The sequence below is a fragment of the Leptospira idonii genome, from assembly GCF_004770995.1.
Lineage (GTDB): Bacteria > Spirochaetota > Leptospiria > Leptospirales > Leptospiraceae > Leptospira_A > Leptospira_A idonii.
The window spans coordinates 1-20,868 of the sequence record NZ_RQHW01000034.1 but is presented as its reverse complement, the minus strand read 5'-3'; the positions used below and the strand labels follow the sequence as shown (position 1 = coordinate 20,868).

Here is a 20,868-nt window from a genome sequence, read left to right as displayed (position 1 = left end):
GGAATGTTTTTCTCCTAGAGAATTAGAATGTCACGTAATTTGATTATCACATTCAAAGGAAACCTTCTACCGGAACCGGGATACAAGTCCTTGGGGAAGAATTGTATCGGGGGAGTCGTTCAATTTCATAATCAAAATAAAAACCCCCTCACTGTCTCCATTCAATCCGAATTCACTGCCCCTCAGAATGCGGAAATGCATGCACTTTTGAAGATACTTGAATTTTTAGAATCGAATGTCTATCAAAAGGGAGATGTGATATTTATCTGTTTCGAATCTTTCGAACTTCTATCTCAAATCTCCGAGTTAAAAATACTGAACGAAAGGGAAACGGAAAAGATCTTATCTTGTTTGGAAAAACCTCTTTCCGAAACGAAAAACCAAATCAATGATCCTTTTCGACTGACCGAATACGAAGCGATCTATTCGGAACATCAATTCTATAAAATAAAAATCAAACTGAAACAAATTTTATCCAAGTTTCAAGATCTGGAATTCAAACTCATCGAACCGAAAAAGAATATTCTAGCGCGTAATCTTTCGTCTGAAGCTTCCGGAATCGAAACTACAAACGAACTGGAATTGATTTCCGACTAATCTAAGTTTTACTATAATGAAATACATCATCATTCCAGGATTGGGAGATTCCGGTTCCGAACATTGGCAATCATATTGGCAAAATCTTTTTCCAAGTTCAGAAAGGGTGATTCAAAAAGATTGGAACAATCCGAAATTGGAGGATTGGATTTTCGAACTGCAAAATCTGATTCAAAATAATTCAGAACCGATGATTCTAATCGCTCATAGTTTGGGAGTCGCGCTTGTGGTTCACTGGGCTAATCTCCATAAGAACCCAAACGTCAAAGGAGCTTTTCTTGTTTCTCCGAGCGATGTGGAATCTCCCTCGCACACTCCGGAAAGCACTAGGGGATTTTCTCCTTTTCCCAAAATCAAACTCCCCTTTCCCAGTTTGATCGTTGCAAGCGCCGACGATCCCTATGTCCCGATCCAAAGAGCAGAATCCCTAGCCGATCTATGGGACTCCGATTTCAGAAACGTAGGCAGATTAGGGCATATCAATTCCGAAAGCAAATTAGAATATTGGGAACTAGGGCAGCACTTACTGAAAAAATTTGAATTGGAAATCAAATCCTAAGATTCGAAATGTAACCAAATGAAACTGATTGTAGGTATGCTGCTCTTTGACGAAGTCACTATTTTGGACTTTGTCGGTCCTTATGAAGTATTCACCAAAATCAAAGATTGGGAAATCAAAACGATTGCCTATGACTCGAAAACAATCGTCTGCAACGGCAGCCTGAAAATCGAAGCGGAATCGTTGATTTCCGAAATTCAAAATGTGGACATTCTGTTCATTCCTGGCGGTTACGGTGTCAATGCAGTCATCGAAAACGAAGACTTTCTGAATGAAATAGAAAGACTGGGGAAAAATGCGAATTATATAACGGCCGTTTGTACTGGCTCTTTGGTTTTAGCCGCTGCCGGTTTATTGAACGGATACAAAGCGACCAGTCACTGGAGATCCATCGACCTTTTAGGAAAATTGGGAGCAGTTCCTACGGAAGAAAGAGTGGTTTGGGACGGCAACAGAGTGACCGGTGGAGGAATCACTTCCGGGATCGACTTCGGTTTGGAGATCGTCAAAATCATAGAAGGAGAAGAGAAAGCGAAAGAGATCGAACTTTGGCTGGAATACGATCCGAATCCTCCTATGCGCACGGGACACCCTCGTATTGCGGACAAAGGTTTGGTGGATAAAATCGTTCAAAATACGGAAAGCAGCCGCAAAGAAAGAGAACTTTTGTTAGATGCTTTTATTAAAAAGAAAGGTAGATAATAGGTAATATGAATCTCTTGGAGATTCACTAAATTGTAGTTATACTTCTTTGAGCTGGTTTAGGATTGAAAGAATAGAAGATTTTAATTCTGGAATCTTGCTCTTACAGATGTTGAAAATAATTTCGTGATCCAAACCTTCATAGTGGTGAGAAATCACATCTCTCATTTTCATAATTTTTTCCCAATCAATGTTCGGGTATTTATCAAGGAATTGATTATCTAATTTAAAGATAGACTTCACGTTATCTCCGATTGCTTGTAATCTCATAGCGATAGAGTCTAAAATAGTAATTCCATCGTCGGAATTCACCAGATCGTCAGGGAACTTGATTTTAAGAAACCTCGCTTCAATAAGCTGGATTGATTCGAGTATGAATTCAAATCGCTCTTTTATTTCTTCAAACATGAATAAGATCTTTTTGAATTCTGTTAAGAAAAGAAGGTCTAATCTGACTTCTTTTTCTAACTAAATCAACGTTTCTTTCTAAGAGTTTTTCTAAGAAAATTTGTAAGCCGGCAAAAGAATCGAAGTCAGGATCTTTCAGCTCAACAAGAAGATCAATATCGCTATTAGAATGGACTTGGTCTTTTGCAAAAGATCCGAAAATCCCAATTTGAAGAACGCCAAAATCACTATTAAGTATAGGTTTGATTTTGGAGAGCTCCTGAATCAGTTCTTGCTTTGATTCGACCTTCATAACTTAATTATCTGAAATCTATCCGAAAAGTCAATAATAGGAAGTTGTATAACCCGATAGTTTTACTTATTTCGCCGCGACCAGCAGCATATGAGTCACTGGCCAAGAAAGAAGTTGTAAGTCAGAAATCCCTTTCGGAAAAGAAGAAGAAGTTTCGTAAAGGGCTGCCTTTCCTAAAAATCGATTCTCTACAATCCAAGGATTGGAATAAGCACGAGAGGAGGAAGACAAAGTGAATCCGCTTCGTTTCATTTCCGTTTTCCAATCTTCGAAAGACCAAAAACAGAAAGATTCGTGCATCTCGCTGTCCCAGTTGTCCGTGTAATCTTTCTTAGAAAGAAATTCGCAAACATTCTGCAGGGACATCACTAGAAAGTTTTTACCTTCCAAGCTTCGAATCTCATAATCCAAACGATAGTTTTGTTCCTTTCTAAATTCTTTTTGAAAATAAAAGAAACGAGCGTATGTGGAAATCGAATCCAGATGATTCTTTTTTTCCTGTTTGGAGGAGAATGTTTTCACGGAAGTATCGTTGTTTCCGTCTTCTTCATTTAACCAAAGATATACGATTTTATCTTTATCTTCCGGGCCTACTACGTCTCGATTGATCCAAACTCCTCCGTGAGCGAGTTCCTCGTAACGATTGGAAATAAAAGATAAAAGTTTTTCTCTATCCCCGTAAGATTCTATTTCATGTGTCAACGAAGAAGTGTGGATGGTCTTCATGGATCCTTTCGGGAAAACCAAACCGGTGACCGCATTTTTCCTTAGAAAAAAAACATTGGTATTGGAAAAGTCTCCGTTTTCCTTTCTTTGGTGGCAAATATCGTAGAGTTTTCTTGCGATTTCTACGCCGTAAAAATCACTCTCAATTAAATTAGGTTGTTCAGTCGCAAGTTTGATCCAAGAACCTACGGCGCATCCTATATCCCCGATCCGTCCCGGACGAATATAATCCTTAGTTTCGTTAAACTTTAATTCGGCGATCTCGTCCATTTCACGGACATAAGTATTATAATCTCTGGATTCGGTAAGATCTCCGTCGTCTCCTACAACTGAGTCAGCGAACAAAACCTTTACCTTTTCGACGATTCCGTATTCTTCCCAAAGACGTTTGCTGGCAGGATGCACATAACGAACGTAATCTTCTTGGTCTTTCGGGAGTCGTTTATCAACAGCGATGGATTCTAAGATCTGCCAAGGTTGTTTGGTGACAAAAGATTCTTTGGTTCCGGGAATCCTTTCCACAGGTAAAATGGAATATCCCAGGTTTTGATATAAGTGCATGACGGGAGTCGAACAAAGTACAACCGCATTGTTCGGTGTGAGTTGGAGTTTTCCGTCCGTCTCAGCTTCTATTTTTTTAATCGTATATTCCGCAAAATGGTCGGATAAACCTATATCGTCAATAGGCACCACATAAGAAGGATACCCCAGATCGGAGGAAAAATCCTGAATCATCATGGCTCTCTGATAGAGAGGCAATGGATTTCTGCGGGTGGAGTTGTGATTTGCGGAAGTGACCGCAAAGATCACCCCTTTGATACGGCCGGCTTTTTCCAAGGATTTACCGGCCACATCTATTGCTCCCCAAAGACCCTCTTTTCCTAACATGGAAAGATATTCATGTTGGAATCTTGTAAGTAGATGGTGTCTTCCGGGGAACAATAAGTACATTTTAATGTTCTAAGCTTTTGGGTTTTCCAGAACGATTGCGATTCCTTGCCCGCCGCCGATACAAAGGGATGCTACTCCGTACTTCACTCCTCTTCTTCTCATTTCCAAAGCCAAAGTCAAAGTCACTCTGTTTCCGGAAGCACCGAGCGGATGTCCGATAGCGATAGCTCCACCGTTTACGTTCGTGATTTTAGGATCCAAACCGAGTTCTTTTTGAACTGCCAAGTATTGAGCTGCGAACGCTTCGTTCACTTCTACGAGGCCTACATCTTTCAAAGTCAAACCTGCTTTTTGTAAGGCGAGAGGAATGGCAACTGCAGGACCGATTCCCATCTTCGCAGGATCACATCCTGCATGTCCCCATCCTTTCACAAGAGCCAAAGGTTCTTTTCCTAGTTTTTTAGCTTGGCTAAGAGAAGCGACGATGAGAGCGGATGCTCCGTCGTTGATTCCGGATGCGTTTCCTGCTGTCACAGTTCCGTCTTTTTTGAAAGCAGGTTTTAATCCTGCCAGTTTGCCGGAGTTTGCTTTTCCTTTTACGAATTCATCTTTCTCGAAAACGACAGGATTTTTTCCTCCGACTGTGATCGGTAAAATTTCGTCTTTCAATGTACCGTTGTTTGTTGCCGCTTCGGCTCTTTCTTGAGAAACGGAAGCCCATTCGTCTTGTTCTTCTCTGGAAATTTTATACTGGTCGGAAAGATTTTCCGCAGTCATCCCCATAGGAAGTTCCACGTAAATGTCCGTCAAACCTTGCGCCAAAGAATCTTCGAATTCACTGTTGCCGTAACGAACTCCGAATCTTGCATTTCGCACCACATAAGGAGCGTTACTCATAGATTCGACTCCTCCGGCAAGAACCGTGTGAGCTTCGCCTAATAATACTTTTTTGGCTGCCTGGATGACGGATTCCATTCCGGATCCACATAACCTGTTCAAGGTGAGTGCCGGTGCGGAAATAGGTACACCCGATTTCAAGCCGATGTGTCTTGCCAGATAAATTCCGTCTTTCCCTGTAGGAATTACGTTTCCAAAAATAGATTCTTCGATGAGAGAGGGGTCGATTCCTGTTCTTTGTAATGCCGCTTTGGAAACTTCCACTCCCAAATCCACAGCACTGAAATCTTTCAATGAACCGCCAAAATTGCCAAATGCGGTTCTGATACCGCCAACGATACAAACTTGTTCCATGGAACCAGAAAGACAGAAATTTGACCTCCTGTCAGCTAAGAATTCAAAATTCACTTGAAAGGAGACTCTTCCGCCTATATCATTATTCCCTGCATGAATCGAGAACCTCTCTTCGGCCTAAAAACAGGTTTTTTATCCAAACAAACAGCCGGCCTCATCCGAGGTTTTCTGCAAAAAAAATATTCCATTCATTGCGGAGTAACCGTACCCTTGGGCTTCGAACCTTCTCCCATTTACCCTGGCCTCGGTCTCATCGACGACAAAGCTACCGGAACCGTAGGAAAAGGAATCATTGTGGGTTCCATACGAATGGGTTACGGCCATCACAGAATGGCGATGTCGGTTTACACCCATTCGCTTTCCAAAAAAATCCCCACCTATCTGCACGACATCCTGGCAATCGATTCCAACGAATCCAAAGCCATCGCAGATATAGACAATTCTTACAGTTATTTCAGCCGTTTGTCTGCGGACATAGGCGGTGCCGTCGAATGGGCTTGGGGGCAGTTGATGGCGCAAGGAAATATCACCTCACTTGAGTTATCTTGTCAATTGGCGGATCTATACCGAAATTTGATTTCCCATCTTCCCAAAGACAATCCTATCATCACAACCTATCCTCTCAACGGACAGATGGCGGTAGCGGCAGGTTTTAAAAATGTGATTCATTTGATTTGTGACAATCACCCTCAGTATTATCTTCTTGTTCCCGGTGCGATGAACCTGGTGCAAAGCCCTTCTTCTTATATGAAGTTTCACGAGATGGGAGTTCCTAAGGAAAATCTATCCGTAGCGGGACATTGGGTGTCGGAAGACATCGCCAAAAACGCAATCACTGACAGTGAAAACAGAGTTAGGCGGATCGATACGAAGAAAAAGAGAAGGTTCCTGATTCCCATCGGAGGAGCAGGAGCACAGAAAGGATACGTCAAAGAACTGATCCGCCTTTCCAAAGAAAGATTGAATCTAAAAAAATATTTTTTTTGGATCAATACGGGAGATCATATTAAGGTTCTGAATTCTTTGGAAGAATTTTTAAATGCCCAAAAGATTCCCTATAAGTCCGTATTAACCTGGGAGGATCTAAAACAATTTATTTCCCGTCATCCCTTACGGGAAGACGATGATAACGAAAAAGCTCCTCCAGTAGTTCTGTTCCATTTTCCGAGCCATACGGAAGCTTTCTCCGCAACGGACAAACTCATCCGTATAGCGGACGTTTTAGTTACGAAACCTTCCGAACTGGCATTTTTCCCCATTCCCAAACTTTTTATCAGAAGAGTGGGAGATCATGAGGCCGCATCGGTTCATAGATCTTTGGAATTGGGAGAAGGAACGGTGGAATGCAGAGAACCGGAACATGCAAAAGACCTGATAGAGATCTTCACACATTCCGACGATTTGCTCTTGAGGATGAACGAAAGAGTGATTAAAAACTCGATCGAGTCCGTTTATAACGGAAGTAAAGCGGCCGTTGAAATGGCGGAAAATTGGCTGAGGTGATTCGAAATTCGAACCTACTTTCAGCTTCCGAATTTGACTTCTAATTCCTTGCGAGTGACTTCCCAAACGGAAGGAACTTGCCCGGAAATAACGATGGCACCTTCTATGTCTCCTTCCTTCGCCTTAGCTTCCGCCTCGATCACTACTTTGGAAAGAGCTGCCAGTCCGAAATTGGCGGCCACTCCCTTAATTTGGTGAAGCTCTGCCTGTAAGTCTTTCGGTTCTTTGGTCTGCATAAATCGGTTCAGGTTTTGGATGCGAACCGTCATGTTTTCCAAAAGGGAAATGATCATATCCTTCAACCAAGCTTGGTCGTCTGGATCATTCATATCGACTAAAGACTCTATTCTGGACCAATCTATATTCAAAAAATTTCTCCGATTCGGTAGTTATTTAGATAACGGACGAAGCGAAGTGTAAATTACTTTTTCAAAAAATCATTTGCATGGCCTCCTTTAGGGATTTTTCTGTTTAATCATCATGAAGATTCACCCCACAGCCATCATCGACCCCAAAGCGGAACTCCACGAATCCGTGGAAATCGGCCCCTTTTGCATCATAGAAAAAGACGTAAAGATAGGGGAAGGTACGATCCTCGAATCTCACAACAGAATTTACACAGGAACCAGGATCGGTAAGTTCAACAAAATTTTCTCCGGAGGAAGCCTCGGCGGACTTCCTCAGGATTTGGGTTTTAAACCGGAAACCAAAACCTATTTGGAAATCGGAGACAATAATACCATCCGAGAAAACTGTACTTTCCACAGAGGCACAAAGGAAGGAGCCGCTACCATCATCGGAAACGGCAATTACATTATGGGGAACGTCCACATAGCGCATGACTGCATCGTGGGAAACCAAAACATCATCGTACAAAGTTCCATGTTAGCGGGTCATGTCGTTTTGGGGAACAAAGTGTTCGTTTCCGGTTTGGCGGGAATTCATCAATTCGTACGTGTGGGTGATCATTCCATGATCGCAGGCTTGGCAAAAGTGGTAAAAGATGTTCCTCCTTATTGCACCATCGACGGAAACCCTGCTTCCGTCATCGGACTCAATGCAGTTGGTTTGAAAAGAAGCGGATTCTCACCTGACGCCCGCAATATGATCAAAAGAGCGTACAAAATCATCTATCACAGCAAATTAAATACGACAAAAGCTCTGGAAGAATTGGCGAAAGAAACAAATCCTATCCCGGAAGTAAAATACATCATCGATTTTTTCTCCAGCGGAAAAAGAGGAGTAACAGCTCACCGTACCATAGGCGGTGGAGGGGGCGGTGACGAAGAATGAGAATTCTTGTCACAGGCGGAAGCGGTTATATAGGAAGTCATATCGTTCTAGAACTGATGGAACTAGGACACAACATAGTGGTTGTGGACGATATGGAAAAGGGAAATGAAGTAAATTTATTTCCTTCCAATGAATTCATCCAAGGTAAAATTCAAAATCCGGAAATTTTGAAAAAAGCCTTCGAAAGACCGATCGATGCCGTTTTTCATTTTGCTGCTTGGAAGGCTGCGGGGGAATCCATGACCGATCCCGCAAAATACGCATTGAACAATTTGAACGGGACTTTACAACTAATCTCCGCTATGCTAGAGAACGGTTGTAAATATATTGTTTTTTCATCTTCTGCGGCGGTATATGGAGCTCCTAAATACCAGCCGATCGACGAAAACCATCCCCTGTCTCCTGAGAATTACTACGGTTATACGAAACTTGCCATAGAAGAAAACCTGAAATGGTTCGACCAATTGAAAGGTTTAAAGTCGGCTCGTTTGCGATACTTCAATGCGGCAGGTTACGATCCGAAAGGACGCATCCGAGGATTGGAAAACTCTCCTGCGAACCTTCTTCCCATCATTATGGAAACAGCTTCCGGGATGAGAAAAAGTTTCGAAATCTACGGAGAGGATTACGACACCCCAGATGGAACCTGCATCAGAGACTACATCCATGTTTCCGATTTGGCCAGTGCGCACGTTCTGGCATTAAAATATATTATGGAAAAGGACGAGAGTATAACGGTGAACTTAGGTTCGGAAACCGGTTATTCCGTAAAAGAAATGACCGATCTCGCAGAAAAAATCGTAGGAAAGCCGATCCCTCATAAAGTAGTAAACCGCAGACCGGGAGACCCCGCCAAGCTGGTTGCTTCTTCCACAAAAGCAAAATCTTTATTAGGTTGGAAAGCGCAATACAGCGATGCGAACAGTTTACTGAGCAGTATGTGGGAACTTTACAGAAAGTTATAAAACCTATTTGATTTTATAACAGTCCTGATTTATGGACTGCACATAATCCAAAGCGGTTTCTCCCAATACATCCCCGCCCAAAAAGGAGTCTTTCAAGTTGATTTTACCTTCCTTGAAAGACTTCACCCATTCCGCGGTCAATTGGTTGGAGATAGGAGCGTAAGACCAGTGCCATTTTTCTTCCTGGTATCCCTTAAAATTTCTTTTGGAAAATTCGTTGTACGGCTGACAAAATCCGTAACGAGCCGCATTTTCAATAAGCCAATCGTATAACACCTTACCTTTACCCGATTTTTCGAAATAAGAATTTTCCAAAGAGTTTAAATCGAAATCCGTTCCCCAATGATGTCTGGAAGTTCCTGGAGCACTGGAGAACTCTAAAATCAAAGAAACGATCTCGGAGGGAGTTTTGCCTTTGACGGGAACACGCATTTGTTTTTTGCCTGTGTATTTCGATTCCCAAATGCCTTTTTGATGATTGAAGTTTCGAAAAGAAGAAACAAGAAAGATATGTTGTTTGTAATGCGATGGTTTTGTTTCTTCAAAATCGTCGATCATTCGAAAGAGTGCTTTTCTTGCTTCCGGTCTAAGATAATGATCCTTGGATGATTCTTCCAAATTGGTTTCAGAAAGAACCTGAGACGCATTGAACTTACCTGTCAGGTAAACGATTTTGTCCAAACCCAAATAGAGGTTCGGATCTTGTTTCGATTGGGATTGTACCGGTTCGTCTGTGCAGAAAAGAAACAAAAGTAAGATGGAGAAAAAAACGAGTTTAGACATAGAATTCCTAAAGGAAAAATATAGGTTCGGTCGAATTCGTCAATTCGCAAATATAAATTTACCTTCTTGAAAACGGGATTGGATTTCCACTTTTTCCAACTCATCCCCTTTCGCAAAATCCCTCGCATCTTGTTTCGCTTCTTCCAAAAGATTGCGGTCATGTACCAAATCCGCAATTTTGAATTCAGGAAGTCCGCTTTGTTTGACTCCTAATAACTCTCCCGGCCCTCTGATTTCCAAATCTTTCTCGGCAAGTTCATAACCGTCGTTAGATTTAGTCAAAGCATTCAAACGATCGCTTGCTTCGTCGCTGATGAAGTCTCCCGTCATCAAAATGCAAAAACTTTCCAAATCGCTTCTCCCTACCCTTCCCCGGAGCTGATGTAGTTGAGAAATTCCGAAACGGTTCGCATGTTCCACAACCAGGATGGTAGCATTAGGAACATCCACACCCACTTCTACTACGGTAGTAGTCACTAAGATTTGAATTTGATTTTGTTTGAAGGCGGCCATCACCGAATCTTTCTCTGCGGACTTCATTTTTCCGTGCAATAGGCCCACACGCAGATCCGGAAAAATATTTTTACTGAGATCTTCATACGCTTTCGTACACGATTCCAAATCCACCTTTTCGGAATCTTCCACGAGAGGGTACACAATGTAACATTGTCTTCCTTCTTTTATGTACTTTCGAATCGAATTGTAGACTCCTGCACGTCTCTCTTCTTTGTACCATCGGGTATCGATCGGTTTTCTGCCTGCTGGTTTGGAACGGATATTCACAAGATCCAAATCCCCATATAGAGTGAGGCAAAGAGTTCTAGGAATGGGAGTAGCGGTCATTGCAAGTATATCCGGATTTTTTCCCTTGGAACGAATCGTTTCTCTCTGATCGACACCGAATTTATGTTGTTCATCGATGATCACAAGACCCAAGTCGGAAAATTGTATGTCTTCCTGAAGAAGAGAATGTGTGCCTATGATGAGAGAACTTTCTCCGTTCTTCATCCTTGCAAGTTTTTCCGCTCTGAGTTTTTTATTTTCCCCACCTAATAACAATTCTATTCCCAAAAAAGGCATATTTCCCAGGAATTTATAGATCGTTTCAAAATGTTGTCTGGCAAGGATTTCCGTAGGAGCCAACATCGCCACTTGAATGCGGTTGTCTATATAGTGAAGAGCGATGATGAGTGCCGTGATCGTTTTTCCCGAGCCAACATCGCCCTGGAGAAGGGCTGCGATCGGAACATCTTGTTTCGCCGATTTCAAAATGGAATGAACCGCATTCGTTTGATCTTCCGTAAGCCGGAAAGGAAGATTTTTCAGCAATAGATCGGCCGTAGGAGACTTCGGGATCGGCCAAAGCAAACGTTTGATTTTCTCACGTTGTTTCTGTTTGTAAAAAAGAAGAAGCTGAAAGTAGTATAACTCTTCGTAGGCGAATCTTCTCCGCGCTTCCCCTACCGCTTCCATCGTCTCTGGAAAATGAATTTTCCTAAAAGAATCGTCTCTGGAAGCAAGTTTTCGTTTTCGAACCAAGGCGGGAGGAAGGTTCTCCCGAATGGAACCTTTTCCCAAAACAAAGTGGATGATTTTTCTAAAACCCTTGGAATCGAAACCTTCTTCTTTTAAGGATTCAGTAGAAGGATACAAAGGGATGATTCTTCCCGCATGAAGCAAATCCGATTCATCATCTTTTTCATCGTTTAACATTTCATATTCGGGGTGAACGATTTGATATCCTTTGAAATATTCCAGTTTTCCGGAAATCACCAATTTACGATCGACTGTAAACAGTTTGTTGAAAAAGTTCACACCTCTGAAAAATACAAGATTGATTCTTTCGTTGTTTAAGGTTTTGAATCCTACGATGAGTCTGCTTTTTTTTCCGTGAACCAGATAAGAATCGGAAATATTTCCTAAAAGAGTGACTACGTCTCCCTGTTTGAGAATGATGTCTTTAGTAAAATTGCGATCCAGATATCTGCGGGGATAATTCGTCAACAGATCTCCCAAATTGCGAATCCCTTGGTCGGCAAGCAAAGCAGCCCTCTTGGGACCGATTCCTTTGATTCCGTCTAAACTGTCCTCTAAATCGATATAAGCCATAAATCAAAGATCCGATTGAATTTCGGGTTTGCCTTCGATATTCTGAAATCCCGGTTCCATCTGCAAATAACAATACTTACATCCGTAGATCTGAGCCTGCTTTTTTCCTTCCGAGTTGATATGAGAAGAAATAGCGGCGTATAAAAATTCGTCTTTGCGAAGCATGGTCCCACAAACAGGACAAATGCGAGGTCTGGGCAGATTCGGATTCCATTCTTTGGAATAAACTTTACGGGGATCAGCGCTTCTGAAAGAATCTTCCTGGTCTTTGCGGATTTTTTCCTTTTTATCCAGACTTTTGTTGTCCGCTGCGGATAGAGCGTGAAGAAAAAAAGCGACTGTGCCTAAAACCGCACAAATAGTAACGAATGTTACCATATTTAATTCCCGCGAATATAATCTTCGGAACTGACTTTTGAAATCGGATTTTGTCGGATCAGCTCCAAACTTTCACCGGAACAATCGACTTCGATCAAACGGTTCCATTCGTCGTTTAACAACTGACAAAGATTAGACTGAACTACTGTTTTTCCATCCAAGTAAATTTCGGCGAAGTAACCGCCCTCCTGAAATCCGTGCACGGAATCTACCGCTCCGAAATTGGAAGGATTCACGTAAACGGTTCCTCTTTTTTTGGCGATCCCTTGGTCTTCGTGCACATGACCGGAAACCACCAAAGAAGGAGATTCATCATCCAAAAACCTTCTGATTCCCTGGCTTCCCACATTCCCCACTCCGGGGATTTTATCAAAAAAACCGTAAGCAGGATTATGGATCACGCAGACATCCGGCATTTGTTCCCGGAAAAAATCCTCCGGTTCGCTGTAATTCTGACCTTGTTTGGTATATTCATGAAAAACAACCGTTAGTTTTTCGGGGATACCGGACGTCCAGATGGGAGCTCCTCCATAACCTGAAAATTTCAAATCTCCCAATTCGAAACTTTTCCTATGGACATCCCTCTGATATAACTCGGTATATTGAAGATCTAAATCGTAATTTCCCGGCAAACAATAAACAGGTGATTCTGCGTATTTCTGGATGAGTTTTTCGATGATCTCGTATTTTTCCTTCATCGTTTTCGCCGCCAATTGATACAGGCTTCTGTATGTTTGCGCCTTCTCAACGACTGCGGTAGGATATTTTTCCGGGAAACGAATCACTAGAGTGGTGAAGTCGAAAGGTGTGGAGTCGCTTTTTTTTTCACCTAACAAGTAATAAAGCTCTTCCTGAACTCCGCAGAAATCGATGATCCGATCGTAAGAGAAAAAAGCTTTGTAAATGATATCGCCGGAAAATAGATACAGATCGGCTTCCGTCGTTTGTAGGATTTTTTTCAGACCATGCAAACCGTCATGAATGTCGGTAAGATAGATGATCTTCATAATCTATGACTTGCCCCAAAGAAGCATAGGAACGTCTCTGTCTTCTTCTATATAATCGATACGCACATATTCCGGGCCGAAAAAGTCAACTAACGGTTTTAAGATGGTTCCGGATCTTACGAACACATACAATTCTTCATGATCGGCCACAATGTATTGGATGTCTATTTTTCCCGCAATGGATGGAACAAGCTCGAGAAAATAGTTCATATTGAATTTGATTTCCCATTGAAGGCCTGTTAAAGACAATAATTCGGGTGCGGACTTAAGAATGGAAGCGAGCACTTTCTTTTTGTGGAACGGTTCTATCCTTCCGAACCATCTCACAAAATCGAATTTTCTGGGTTTCGTATCCCAGACACGGTAACCTACGATTTTGCAGTGGGCCCGATTGTCTTTTACTATGACCGGCTTCAACCTAACCCGAAAATGAACCGCATCTACCCCGAAAAATCGAGCTACCCAGAGCCAACTCATCAGATAAACTCCCGTCAAAATGATCTCACCTTTATCAGATGTTATCTCAAGAGTTTCCAAATCGGGGTCTTGGTCGATGATTTCCGTTCGAATGACGGTTCTTAAATTCTTTAAGAGTATAGTTACTTTGTAATTACTTTTCAGCACCGCTTTTTGCGGCAAAAAAAGGTTCAGCGGATTGAAACGGAGAAGATCCGTTAAAAGCATAATTTAAAATTATTTTCTATTGCCATTTTGAAAAGCAGATTTAAAATACGGATCGCATGAAGATCGGAGTTATTGGCGCAGGAAGTTTTGGCACCGCACTAGGTAGCATTTTAGCGGACAAGGGATACAACGTAGTTTTATGGACTCGCAGTCCGGACCAAGCCAGGTCCATCAATGAAAACCACATCAACAACAAACATATGCCCGATTTGGTGCTGCCAGACCTGCTGACTGCCAGTACGGATCTGATCGAAGTCGTAAAAGGGAAAGATATGATCGTATCCGCCCCTCCTTCCCATGCCCTCAGCGGAATTCTCAAGGAAATCAAAGATCACATCCCCACAAAAACACCGATCGTTTCTGCTTCCAAAGGGATCGAAGGAGAAAGCCTTCGCTTAGTTTCCGAAATCTTTGAATCGGAGCTGCCTGGATCCTTCCATTCCCAACTTTCTTACCTTTCCGGCCCAAGTTTTGCCAAGGAGATGGTGAAAAAAGTTCCAACAATCGTTTCCATCGCTTCCAAAAACGAAGCCACCGCCAAACGAGTCCAAGAAATCTTCAGTTTCAAATATTTCCGAACCTATTGGACCCCGGATGTGGTAGGTGTGGAAGTTGGCGGCGCTCTAAAAAATGTGATCGCCATCGCTGCAGGTGTGGCGGACGGATTGGGCTTCGGGCAAAATACAAGAGCCGCCCTCATCACAAGAGGATTGAATGAAATCACAAGACTCGGTTTGAAGATGGGTGCCGATCCAATGACCTTTCTCGGTCCTGCCGGAATGGGTGATTTAGTTTTAACTTGTTGCGGGGAAGCCTCCCGAAATAGAACCGTCGGCTTTCGCTTAGGCAAAGGAGAAAAACTGAAAGAAATTTTAGCCTCCATGAATGAAGTCGCAGAAGGAGTGAAAACCACCTACTCCGGCAAAAATCTTGCCGACAAACTGGGAGTAGAGATGGCCATCACCAGTGAAGTATACAAGATGTTATACGAAGATAAAGACCCTAAAGAAGTAGTGAAAGATTTAATGGGAAGAGATCTAAAAAGAGAAGGAGTTTGATGCTTTCTCCTTTTCTTTGATAGTCAGTTTTTTTTCCGGGGAAGATTGACAGCATAAGGAAGTGATGATTCAAAAGCCAAATTTCAATCTAACTAATTATGAAAATAAAAGATATTAATAACAAATTCATAGGAAATTGGTATGGAAAATATCGTTTGATTCTGAGTTGGCTCCCAAATCCAGATTTTATATCAAACTCAAATATGACCATTAAAACTATTGCTAATGGAAAATTCATAGTAATGACCTATGATTGGCAACATGAAGATCAGACTCAAGACGGATTAATATTAGTTGGTAATGAGAACAAGCTATCTGAAGTTACTGCTTCATGGGTTGATTCTTGGGGTATGAGTGGTAAAATCATGAACTGCAACGGAAAAATAAATGAACATGGTGATATTACATTGCTTGGTTCTTACGAGGTTACTGATAGCCCTAATTGGGGTTGGCGAATTGAAATTCCTTGTCCAAGTGAAAATAAAATTCGAATCAAAATGTACAATATTTCGCCAGATGGAGAAGAATCTCTCGCAGGTGATGCAAACTATGATCGAGTTTAAGAATTTAAAGATTATACTGAAAAATATAAATTTCGTATCATTGTAACAACGCTATAGATAAAATTAAAATCATTTTTTAAAGGTAAAATATGAACGATTTTAGAGAGAAAAAACTTGATGAAGCATTTTGTAGATCGTGCGGGAATATCATCAAAAAGGAAGCTGAAATATGCCCGCATTGCGGGGTTCGACAAATCTCTGTTTCGGCTTCGACTACTACCGTATCAAATCATTGGTTAACTGCCCTTCTTCTATGCTTTTTTATAGGGGTTTTCGGGGCTCATAGATTCTATGTAGGAAAGATCGGCTCCGGTATAGCTATGTTACTCACCTTTGGTGGATGTGGAATTTGGGCTTTTGTCGACCTCCTTCTTATACTTTTAGAAAAATTCACTGATGATAAAGGAAACATACTCACAAAGAATTGAAACCGCTATTTCAAAAGAAGCCTAATGATTTAGGCTTCTTTCCTATAAAACCGCCAATCATTAAACGCACGTTTGCAATTATTTTAGGGATCCTACTTTTCTACAATATTCCAAAAGAATTTGTGGACTCGAATTATACAATATGTATACCCAAACTCTTTTTCGATATTAATTGTTTTGGCTGTGGTATAACGAGGGCGATTTGGTATTTACTGCATTTTGATATCGCAAAAGCAGTAGAATACAACAGCCTAGTAGTTGTAGTGTTCCCAATCATCGCATGCATCTCTATCAAATGGATTATCAGTAAAAATGAAATATATGATATATAATTTTATTTCGTATAACTATAACTAAACAATTCCTTGCGAGATTTACATAAAATCGCCCAATAAATGAAAATCCAATATGCTTCAGACTTACATTTGGAATTTCAGGAGAATAGAAAATTCCTGGAAGAAAACGATATTATTCCTAGCGCAGAAATCCTAATTCTTGCAGGTGATATCATTCTTAATAAACATAAAAAGAAAGCGGAAATCTTTTTCAAAGAGTGGAGAAAACAGTTTAAATATATCATCCACGTCCCAGGCAATCATGAATACTATTCAGGTGAAATTCTACATGCTTATCCGAATTATTATAAGGCGATATCGGACAATCACTTTAAAGTTAATAACAAAACCATTACAATAGAAAATGTAAGATTTATTTGTTCCACACTTTGGACTCATATTCCGATCGACATGAAAGAAGAGTTCGAAAGGAGAAGCAACGACTACAAGTTGATTCAATACTCAAAGAAAAGTTTGGAACACAGACAAATTACGGTGGAAGATACGAATTTTTTTCATTCAATTTCTGTTCAATTTCTTGAGAACGAACTATCGAAACCATTCGAAGGAAAAACGGTTGTAGTCACGCATCAATTGCCCAGCTTTGATTTAGTCTTTAACCAAGACAGTAGCCAGCTCATTAAACATTATTGTGCAACAAACTTAGAAAAAATTTATTCCAATCACGACATTGATCTTTGGGTTTTCGGTCATTATCACAGAACAGTCGATAAGACATTATTAAACACGAAATTCATTTCAAATCCACTAGGTTATATGACTGAAAACCAAAAGAATTGTTTCTCCAGATCTGCTACTGTCGAAATTTGAATGAGAGAAAGCAGTTCCGGTAAAAAATCTTTATCACTCATTTTCAAGAATATCTGTCGCTGTTTGGCTGCCAAGTTGTTCGGCTAATCCGATCAGAAGTCCTTCCGCTCCACGAATGTAACAGAGTCGATAGATGTTTTCATACTGAACCACTTCTCCTACAACTTGAGCGCCATGCTTCGCAAGCCTGGATAACAATTCATCAAGGTTATCAACCCTAAACATGATGCGAAGATAACCGAGAGAATTTACGGGAGCGGTTCTGTGATCCGCCACAGTATGTGGGGAAATAAATTGTGAAAGTTCAAGTCGGGTGTGTCCGTCAGGAGTCACCATCATAGCAATCTCAACGGATTGATTTCCCAACCCGGTGACTCGCCCAGCCCACTCACCTTCAACGATCATTCGTCCTTCCAATGTCAGCCCTATCTCTTTGAAGAAAGAAATCGCAGTATCGAGAGATTCAACAACGATACCGACATTATGCATTTCCAATAATTTACTTTTTGTCATAGCCTTCTCTTTCCATGAAACTGCGTTCAATCAATGTTATTGACAGAAATATCTATCTTAAAGTTGCATATAAATTACCGCATCTTTTGTTTTACTTTAGCTTATGATAAGCCAAATAAAAACAACGAAACAGATCAACTGAGTGATGTAAGCGGTGAATCTGAAATTCACAGCCATCGCAGAACCGGATGAAATGTGAATGAGAGATTGAATCACTCTTGCGAACACCACTAAGAAAGAAAGATTCACAAACAAATAATCGATCTTTCCCGTTAGATTCCCCAAAATCACCAATGTTGCAAAGATAGGAAGATTTTCCAATGCGTTCGCATGCGCTCGATTGAGTCTCCAGTATCTATCGGTTCCATGTTGGATTCCCGCAGGAAATTCATTCGACTTTTTGCGGCCAAGAAGAACCTGAATGCTTCTGTAAGAGATGAGCGAAAAACCGAGCGCCATCGTCCAACTAACAAAGAGTAATAAACTTAAAATTGTCTGATTCATATTATTTATTTACCACCAATCCTGAAATTAAGGAATCAAAACCTTCCAATTCGCGATCGAAGTTTGATTCCAAAGTGAAAGCAATGAAATGAATGGAGCCGAACTTACCGCTTGTTAAAAAAGAATAAAAAATAAAATTCAGTCCTTTCGAAGATGCATGGTATTTTACGATTTTACCTGCCATCCCGTTGACACTGACGTCTTCGATATCTATAATGTATGCGGTAGGATCTACATTTTTAGTATTTTCCAAAATCAAATTGGGAAAGGTCTCCAAAGGGATTTCTACTCCTTCGTAAATCAACATAGAATAGGAAGTTTTGCGAGTATTTTCGAATCCGAATTCCGCCGCCTCATTGGAGGCTTTCGCATTGAACCAATTTGCAGGATTATAATAGACAGAATAAGTATTGTATTTGCTGACCAAAACACTCGTATGATCGGAAGATCTTTCCAGCTTACGCATGTTTGTATTTAAATCGACAACGGCCGATTCCGCATACTTCCAAGTAAAATCGTCGTTTAAGATTACTTTTTTGCCCGTTTTAGTGTAGGCATCTTCCCCGAAAACGGAAGAACCGAAAAGCAGCAGAACAATGAGTACGGAATGTTTCAAACAACGTTTCACGGATTTCAACCACTCCTTTCCCTATGGGCACCACAGGAATAGGACAGATTTTAACTATCCGCAAAATAAAGACAAGTTTATCTGAAAATTTCCGAACGGATTTGGCTCCAAACAGTCATCCAAGACGAGGTGAAAAAATGATCCGGCGCAGTGGGAACATGTACAATTCGGATTCCACTCTCTTCCGCAAATCGAATCGTTCGATCTTTGGGAAACCAATGATCCTCTTTCGGAAGGAAAATTCGAATTTGAACCTCTGCTCTGATATGTTGTTTCGTGATCTCAAATCCGGGAAGAAACAAGTTTTTGAGGAAAACAGATAAATCGGAGAATTTGACTCTTGAATTATGGATAGGGAATTTCAAACCGAATAAATCTTTTGTGTTTAACCAAGAAGATGTTTCTAACAAATGATAAATGGTTTCATTATTTCTAAGAATTTCATCACTCTCCAAGATGCCTGCATTCGGATCCGTTTGTAATAGATCCAAAAACTCACGGATATTGTCATTCTCATAGAGATAAAACAAACTGAGTCGGCTGTCTAAGATCGGAGACAGTAAGAACAAATGAGTGAAGTTGAGTCGGGAAGACAAACGAATGAGTCCGGCACCTCCTCCGCTATGACCGATTCCTATAATAGGAAGATGCGATAGTTTTCTATCTTCCAAATAGGATATAATATCGTCGCCCGCAGTGGAAGGGTTGTAAATTCCTTCCGAGTCTCCATGAGACTTCGGGTTATACCGAACAAGAGTTATTTTATTTTCGGAGAGTTCGGAATCTTTGATACGAAACGATCTGGCATTTCCTCCTGTGGAAGGCCAAATCAAAAGAAGTCGTTCCGGATCTTCGGATCCGGATAGGAGAATTTCCAGCTTTTTCGACAAACTACAAGGTGGCGATAATCGCTTTATCTTTGCAAACGATCACAGTGTGTTCGTACTGTGCCACATAACTTTTATCAGCTGTGACAAGAGTCCATCCGTCTTCCGCTTCATAAGCAAATTCGGAACCGGTGGAAACGAAAGATTCGATCGCCAAAACCAAACCGTTGCTTAGTTTACGATTGTCTTTTTTGTCTTCATATACCAGAACCTGAGGCTCTTCGTGAAGTTTTCTTCCTGTTCCATGACCTGCCAAATTTTTGATCACAGTAAAACCGTTTTCTTTCGCAGAACGATGCATCATCTTACCTAAATTACGAAGATAATTGCCGGTTCTTGCCTGCCCTATGGCTTCCATAGTGCTTTGTTTGGCGGCTCTGCAAAGATTTTCCAAAATAGGTTTGGATTTTCCGATCGTAAAAGAGATCCCTGTATCCGCATAATAGCCGTCTAACTTTGCTGAGACGTCCACATTCACTAAATCTCCTTCCTGCAAAATCGTTTCATCGGAAGGAATGCCGTGAGCGACTTCATGATTGACGCTGATGCAGGTGTATCCGGGGAATTGATAATCGAATTTCGGTGCGGACAAGGCGCCTTCTTTTTCGAATTCTTCCCTTGCGATTTGATCCAGTTCTTTTGTGCTCATGCCCGGCTTTGCCGATGCAACCAAGAGATCGCGAACTTTCGCTACAAACTTACCTGTGCGTAAAATACCGATGAGGTCTTTTTCATCATGAATGGACATAAATAAAGGAAAAGAGATACCACACTTGAGATCAATTCTTTTCCCAAGAGATGGAAGCAGGCGGCAGGTACCACATTTTAGAGTTAGTCGTCAGAATAAGATGTGACATAATATGGGCGAGAATATAAATGGAGTTCCTACAATAATTCGGACAGAAAAATCAAGCAATCCTTTGATCATATATCTTACGAAATTCCATAGGACTTGTAAAGTCCAAAGTAGAAT

General features: G+C 41.1%; 26 protein-coding genes. 11 read left to right on the top strand and 15 right to left on the bottom strand.

Annotated elements, in window-relative coordinates:
• Positions 1-27: 27 nt before the first annotated feature.
• From EHS15_RS10310 to EHS15_RS10300, 3 genes are read left to right on the top strand one after another with little or no spacing between them, the layout of a single operon-like run.
• The gene (locus tag EHS15_RS10310; RefSeq protein WP_135760488.1) at positions 28-597 is read left to right on the top strand and encodes a hypothetical protein; all 570 of its coding nucleotides are present in this window, start codon (positions 28-30) and stop codon (positions 595-597) included.
• 16 nt (positions 598-613) lie between these two features.
• Positions 614-1,156 carry an RBBP9/YdeN family alpha/beta hydrolase gene (locus EHS15_RS10305; protein WP_135760487.1) on the top strand — a complete coding sequence of 181 codons (543 nt, stop codon included), beginning with the start codon at positions 614-616 and terminating at the stop codon, positions 1,154-1,156.
• 18 nt (positions 1,157-1,174) lie between these two features.
• Complete coding sequence (locus tag EHS15_RS10300; protein ID WP_135760486.1) at positions 1,175-1,858, top strand: DJ-1/PfpI family protein; 684 nt, start codon at positions 1,175-1,177, stop codon at positions 1,856-1,858.
• 39 nt (positions 1,859-1,897) lie between these two features.
• Here the strand turns inward: EHS15_RS10300 and EHS15_RS10295 are convergent, their stop codons facing one another.
• From EHS15_RS10295 to EHS15_RS10280, 4 genes are all read right to left on the bottom strand, one after another.
• Complete coding sequence (locus EHS15_RS10295; protein ID WP_135760485.1) at positions 1,898-2,266, bottom strand: HepT-like ribonuclease domain-containing protein; 369 nt, start codon at positions 2,264-2,266, stop codon at positions 1,898-1,900.
• The gene (locus EHS15_RS10290) at positions 2,259-2,558 is read right to left on the bottom strand and encodes a nucleotidyltransferase family protein (RefSeq protein ID WP_135760484.1); all 300 of its coding nucleotides are present in this window, start codon (positions 2,556-2,558) and stop codon (positions 2,259-2,261) included. The genes EHS15_RS10295 and EHS15_RS10290 overlap by 8 nt, the downstream gene beginning before the upstream one ends.
• Positions 2,559-2,624: 66 nt before the next feature.
• Positions 2,625-4,235, bottom strand: coding sequence for a class I SAM-dependent methyltransferase (locus tag EHS15_RS10285; protein WP_135760483.1), 1,611 nt, complete (start codon positions 4,233-4,235; stop codon positions 2,625-2,627).
• A 9-nt stretch (positions 4,236-4,244) separates the two neighbouring features.
• Positions 4,245-5,426 (bottom strand): acetyl-CoA C-acetyltransferase, encoded by a 1,182-nt coding sequence (locus EHS15_RS10280; protein ID WP_135760482.1) that lies wholly within the window; start codon positions 5,424-5,426, stop codon positions 4,245-4,247.
• 93 nt (positions 5,427-5,519) lie between these two features.
• On the opposite strand from EHS15_RS10280, the gene EHS15_RS10275 reads away from it, so the two are divergent.
• Complete coding sequence (locus EHS15_RS10275; protein ID WP_135760513.1) at positions 5,520-6,929, top strand: DUF6938 domain-containing protein; 1,410 nt, start codon at positions 5,520-5,522, stop codon at positions 6,927-6,929.
• Between the two features lie 20 nt (positions 6,930-6,949).
• On the opposite strand, the gene EHS15_RS10270 is transcribed toward EHS15_RS10275, so the two are convergent.
• On the bottom strand, positions 6,950-7,258 hold the full coding sequence (locus EHS15_RS10270) for an Hpt domain-containing protein (RefSeq protein WP_135760512.1): 309 nt from the start codon (positions 7,256-7,258) through the stop codon (positions 6,950-6,952).
• 151 nt (positions 7,259-7,409) lie between these two features.
• On the opposite strand from EHS15_RS10270, the gene lpxA reads away from it, so the two are divergent.
• Complete coding sequence (lpxA, locus tag EHS15_RS10265) at positions 7,410-8,222, top strand: acyl-ACP--UDP-N-acetylglucosamine O-acyltransferase (protein ID WP_135760481.1); 813 nt, start codon at positions 7,410-7,412, stop codon at positions 8,220-8,222.
• Positions 8,219-9,187 (top strand): UDP-glucose 4-epimerase GalE, encoded by a 969-nt coding sequence (gene galE / locus EHS15_RS10260; protein WP_135760480.1) that lies wholly within the window; start codon positions 8,219-8,221, stop codon positions 9,185-9,187. The genes lpxA and galE overlap by 4 nt, the downstream gene beginning before the upstream one ends.
• Before the next feature lie 3 nt (positions 9,188-9,190).
• On the opposite strand, the gene EHS15_RS10255 is transcribed toward galE, so the two are convergent.
• The 5 genes from EHS15_RS10255 to EHS15_RS10235 are packed head-to-tail and all read right to left on the bottom strand — an operon-like array spanning position 9,191 to position 14,148.
• The gene (locus EHS15_RS10255; RefSeq protein WP_135760479.1) at positions 9,191-9,970 is read right to left on the bottom strand and encodes a M15 family metallopeptidase; all 780 of its coding nucleotides are present in this window, start codon (positions 9,968-9,970) and stop codon (positions 9,191-9,193) included.
• A 39-nt stretch (positions 9,971-10,009) separates the two neighbouring features.
• On the bottom strand, positions 10,010-12,079 hold the full coding sequence (recG, locus tag EHS15_RS10250) for an ATP-dependent DNA helicase RecG (RefSeq protein WP_135760478.1): 2,070 nt from the start codon (positions 12,077-12,079) through the stop codon (positions 10,010-10,012).
• 3 nt (positions 12,080-12,082) lie between these two features.
• Positions 12,083-12,457: a hypothetical protein gene (locus tag EHS15_RS10245; protein ID WP_135760477.1), complete on the bottom strand. Its 375-nt coding sequence runs from the start codon at positions 12,455-12,457 to the stop codon at positions 12,083-12,085.
• 2 nt (positions 12,458-12,459) lie between these two features.
• Positions 12,460-13,464, bottom strand: a complete 1,005-nt coding sequence (locus EHS15_RS10240; protein WP_135760476.1) for a metallophosphoesterase family protein — start codon at positions 13,462-13,464, stop codon at positions 12,460-12,462.
• A 3-nt stretch (positions 13,465-13,467) separates the two neighbouring features.
• On the bottom strand, positions 13,468-14,148 hold the full coding sequence (locus EHS15_RS10235) for a hypothetical protein (protein ID WP_135760475.1): 681 nt from the start codon (positions 14,146-14,148) through the stop codon (positions 13,468-13,470).
• A 56-nt stretch (positions 14,149-14,204) separates the two neighbouring features.
• Here EHS15_RS10235 and EHS15_RS10230 point away from each other — a divergent pair, with 56 nt between their 5' ends.
• The 5 genes from EHS15_RS10230 (at position 14,205) to EHS15_RS10210 (ending at position 17,363) form a co-directional block, all read left to right on the top strand.
• A complete protein-coding gene (locus tag EHS15_RS10230) occupies positions 14,205-15,206 on the top strand; it encodes an NAD(P)H-dependent glycerol-3-phosphate dehydrogenase (protein WP_135760474.1) in 1,002 nt (333 codons plus the stop codon).
• A 98-nt stretch (positions 15,207-15,304) separates the two neighbouring features.
• Positions 15,305-15,769 carry a DUF1579 family protein gene (locus EHS15_RS10225; protein ID WP_135760473.1) on the top strand — a complete coding sequence of 155 codons (465 nt, stop codon included), beginning with the start codon at positions 15,305-15,307 and terminating at the stop codon, positions 15,767-15,769.
• An 89-nt stretch (positions 15,770-15,858) separates the two neighbouring features.
• Positions 15,859-16,197: a TM2 domain-containing protein gene (locus EHS15_RS10220; RefSeq protein WP_135760472.1), complete on the top strand. Its 339-nt coding sequence runs from the start codon at positions 15,859-15,861 to the stop codon at positions 16,195-16,197.
• A gap of 122 nt (positions 16,198-16,319) precedes the next feature.
• Complete coding sequence (locus tag EHS15_RS19515) at positions 16,320-16,529, top strand: DUF2752 domain-containing protein (RefSeq protein WP_425460640.1); 210 nt, start codon at positions 16,320-16,322, stop codon at positions 16,527-16,529.
• Positions 16,530-16,592: 63 nt separating this feature from the next.
• Positions 16,593-17,363, top strand: coding sequence for a metallophosphoesterase (locus tag EHS15_RS10210; RefSeq protein WP_135760470.1), 771 nt, complete (start codon positions 16,593-16,595; stop codon positions 17,361-17,363).
• A gap of 33 nt (positions 17,364-17,396) precedes the next feature.
• Here the strand turns inward: EHS15_RS10210 and EHS15_RS10205 are convergent, their stop codons facing one another.
• The 5 genes from EHS15_RS10205 to map all read right to left on the bottom strand — a co-directional run bounded on the left by EHS15_RS10205 (position 17,397) and on the right by map (position 20,643).
• The gene (locus EHS15_RS10205; protein ID WP_135760469.1) at positions 17,397-17,876 is read right to left on the bottom strand and encodes a VOC family protein; all 480 of its coding nucleotides are present in this window, start codon (positions 17,874-17,876) and stop codon (positions 17,397-17,399) included.
• 96 nt (positions 17,877-17,972) lie between these two features.
• A complete protein-coding gene (locus tag EHS15_RS10200) occupies positions 17,973-18,380 on the bottom strand; it encodes an MAPEG family protein (protein WP_135760468.1) in 408 nt (135 codons plus the stop codon).
• A 1-nt stretch (position 18,381) separates the two neighbouring features.
• A complete protein-coding gene (locus tag EHS15_RS10195) occupies positions 18,382-19,008 on the bottom strand; it encodes a DUF3157 family protein (RefSeq protein WP_246052063.1) in 627 nt (208 codons plus the stop codon).
• A 77-nt stretch (positions 19,009-19,085) separates the two neighbouring features.
• Positions 19,086-19,898, bottom strand: a complete 813-nt coding sequence (locus EHS15_RS10190) for an alpha/beta hydrolase (protein WP_246052061.1) — start codon at positions 19,896-19,898, stop codon at positions 19,086-19,088.
• Between the two features lies 1 nt (position 19,899).
• A complete protein-coding gene (map, locus tag EHS15_RS10185) occupies positions 19,900-20,643 on the bottom strand; it encodes a type I methionyl aminopeptidase (protein WP_135760467.1) in 744 nt (247 codons plus the stop codon).
• Between the last annotated feature and the right edge of the window lie 225 nt (positions 20,644-20,868).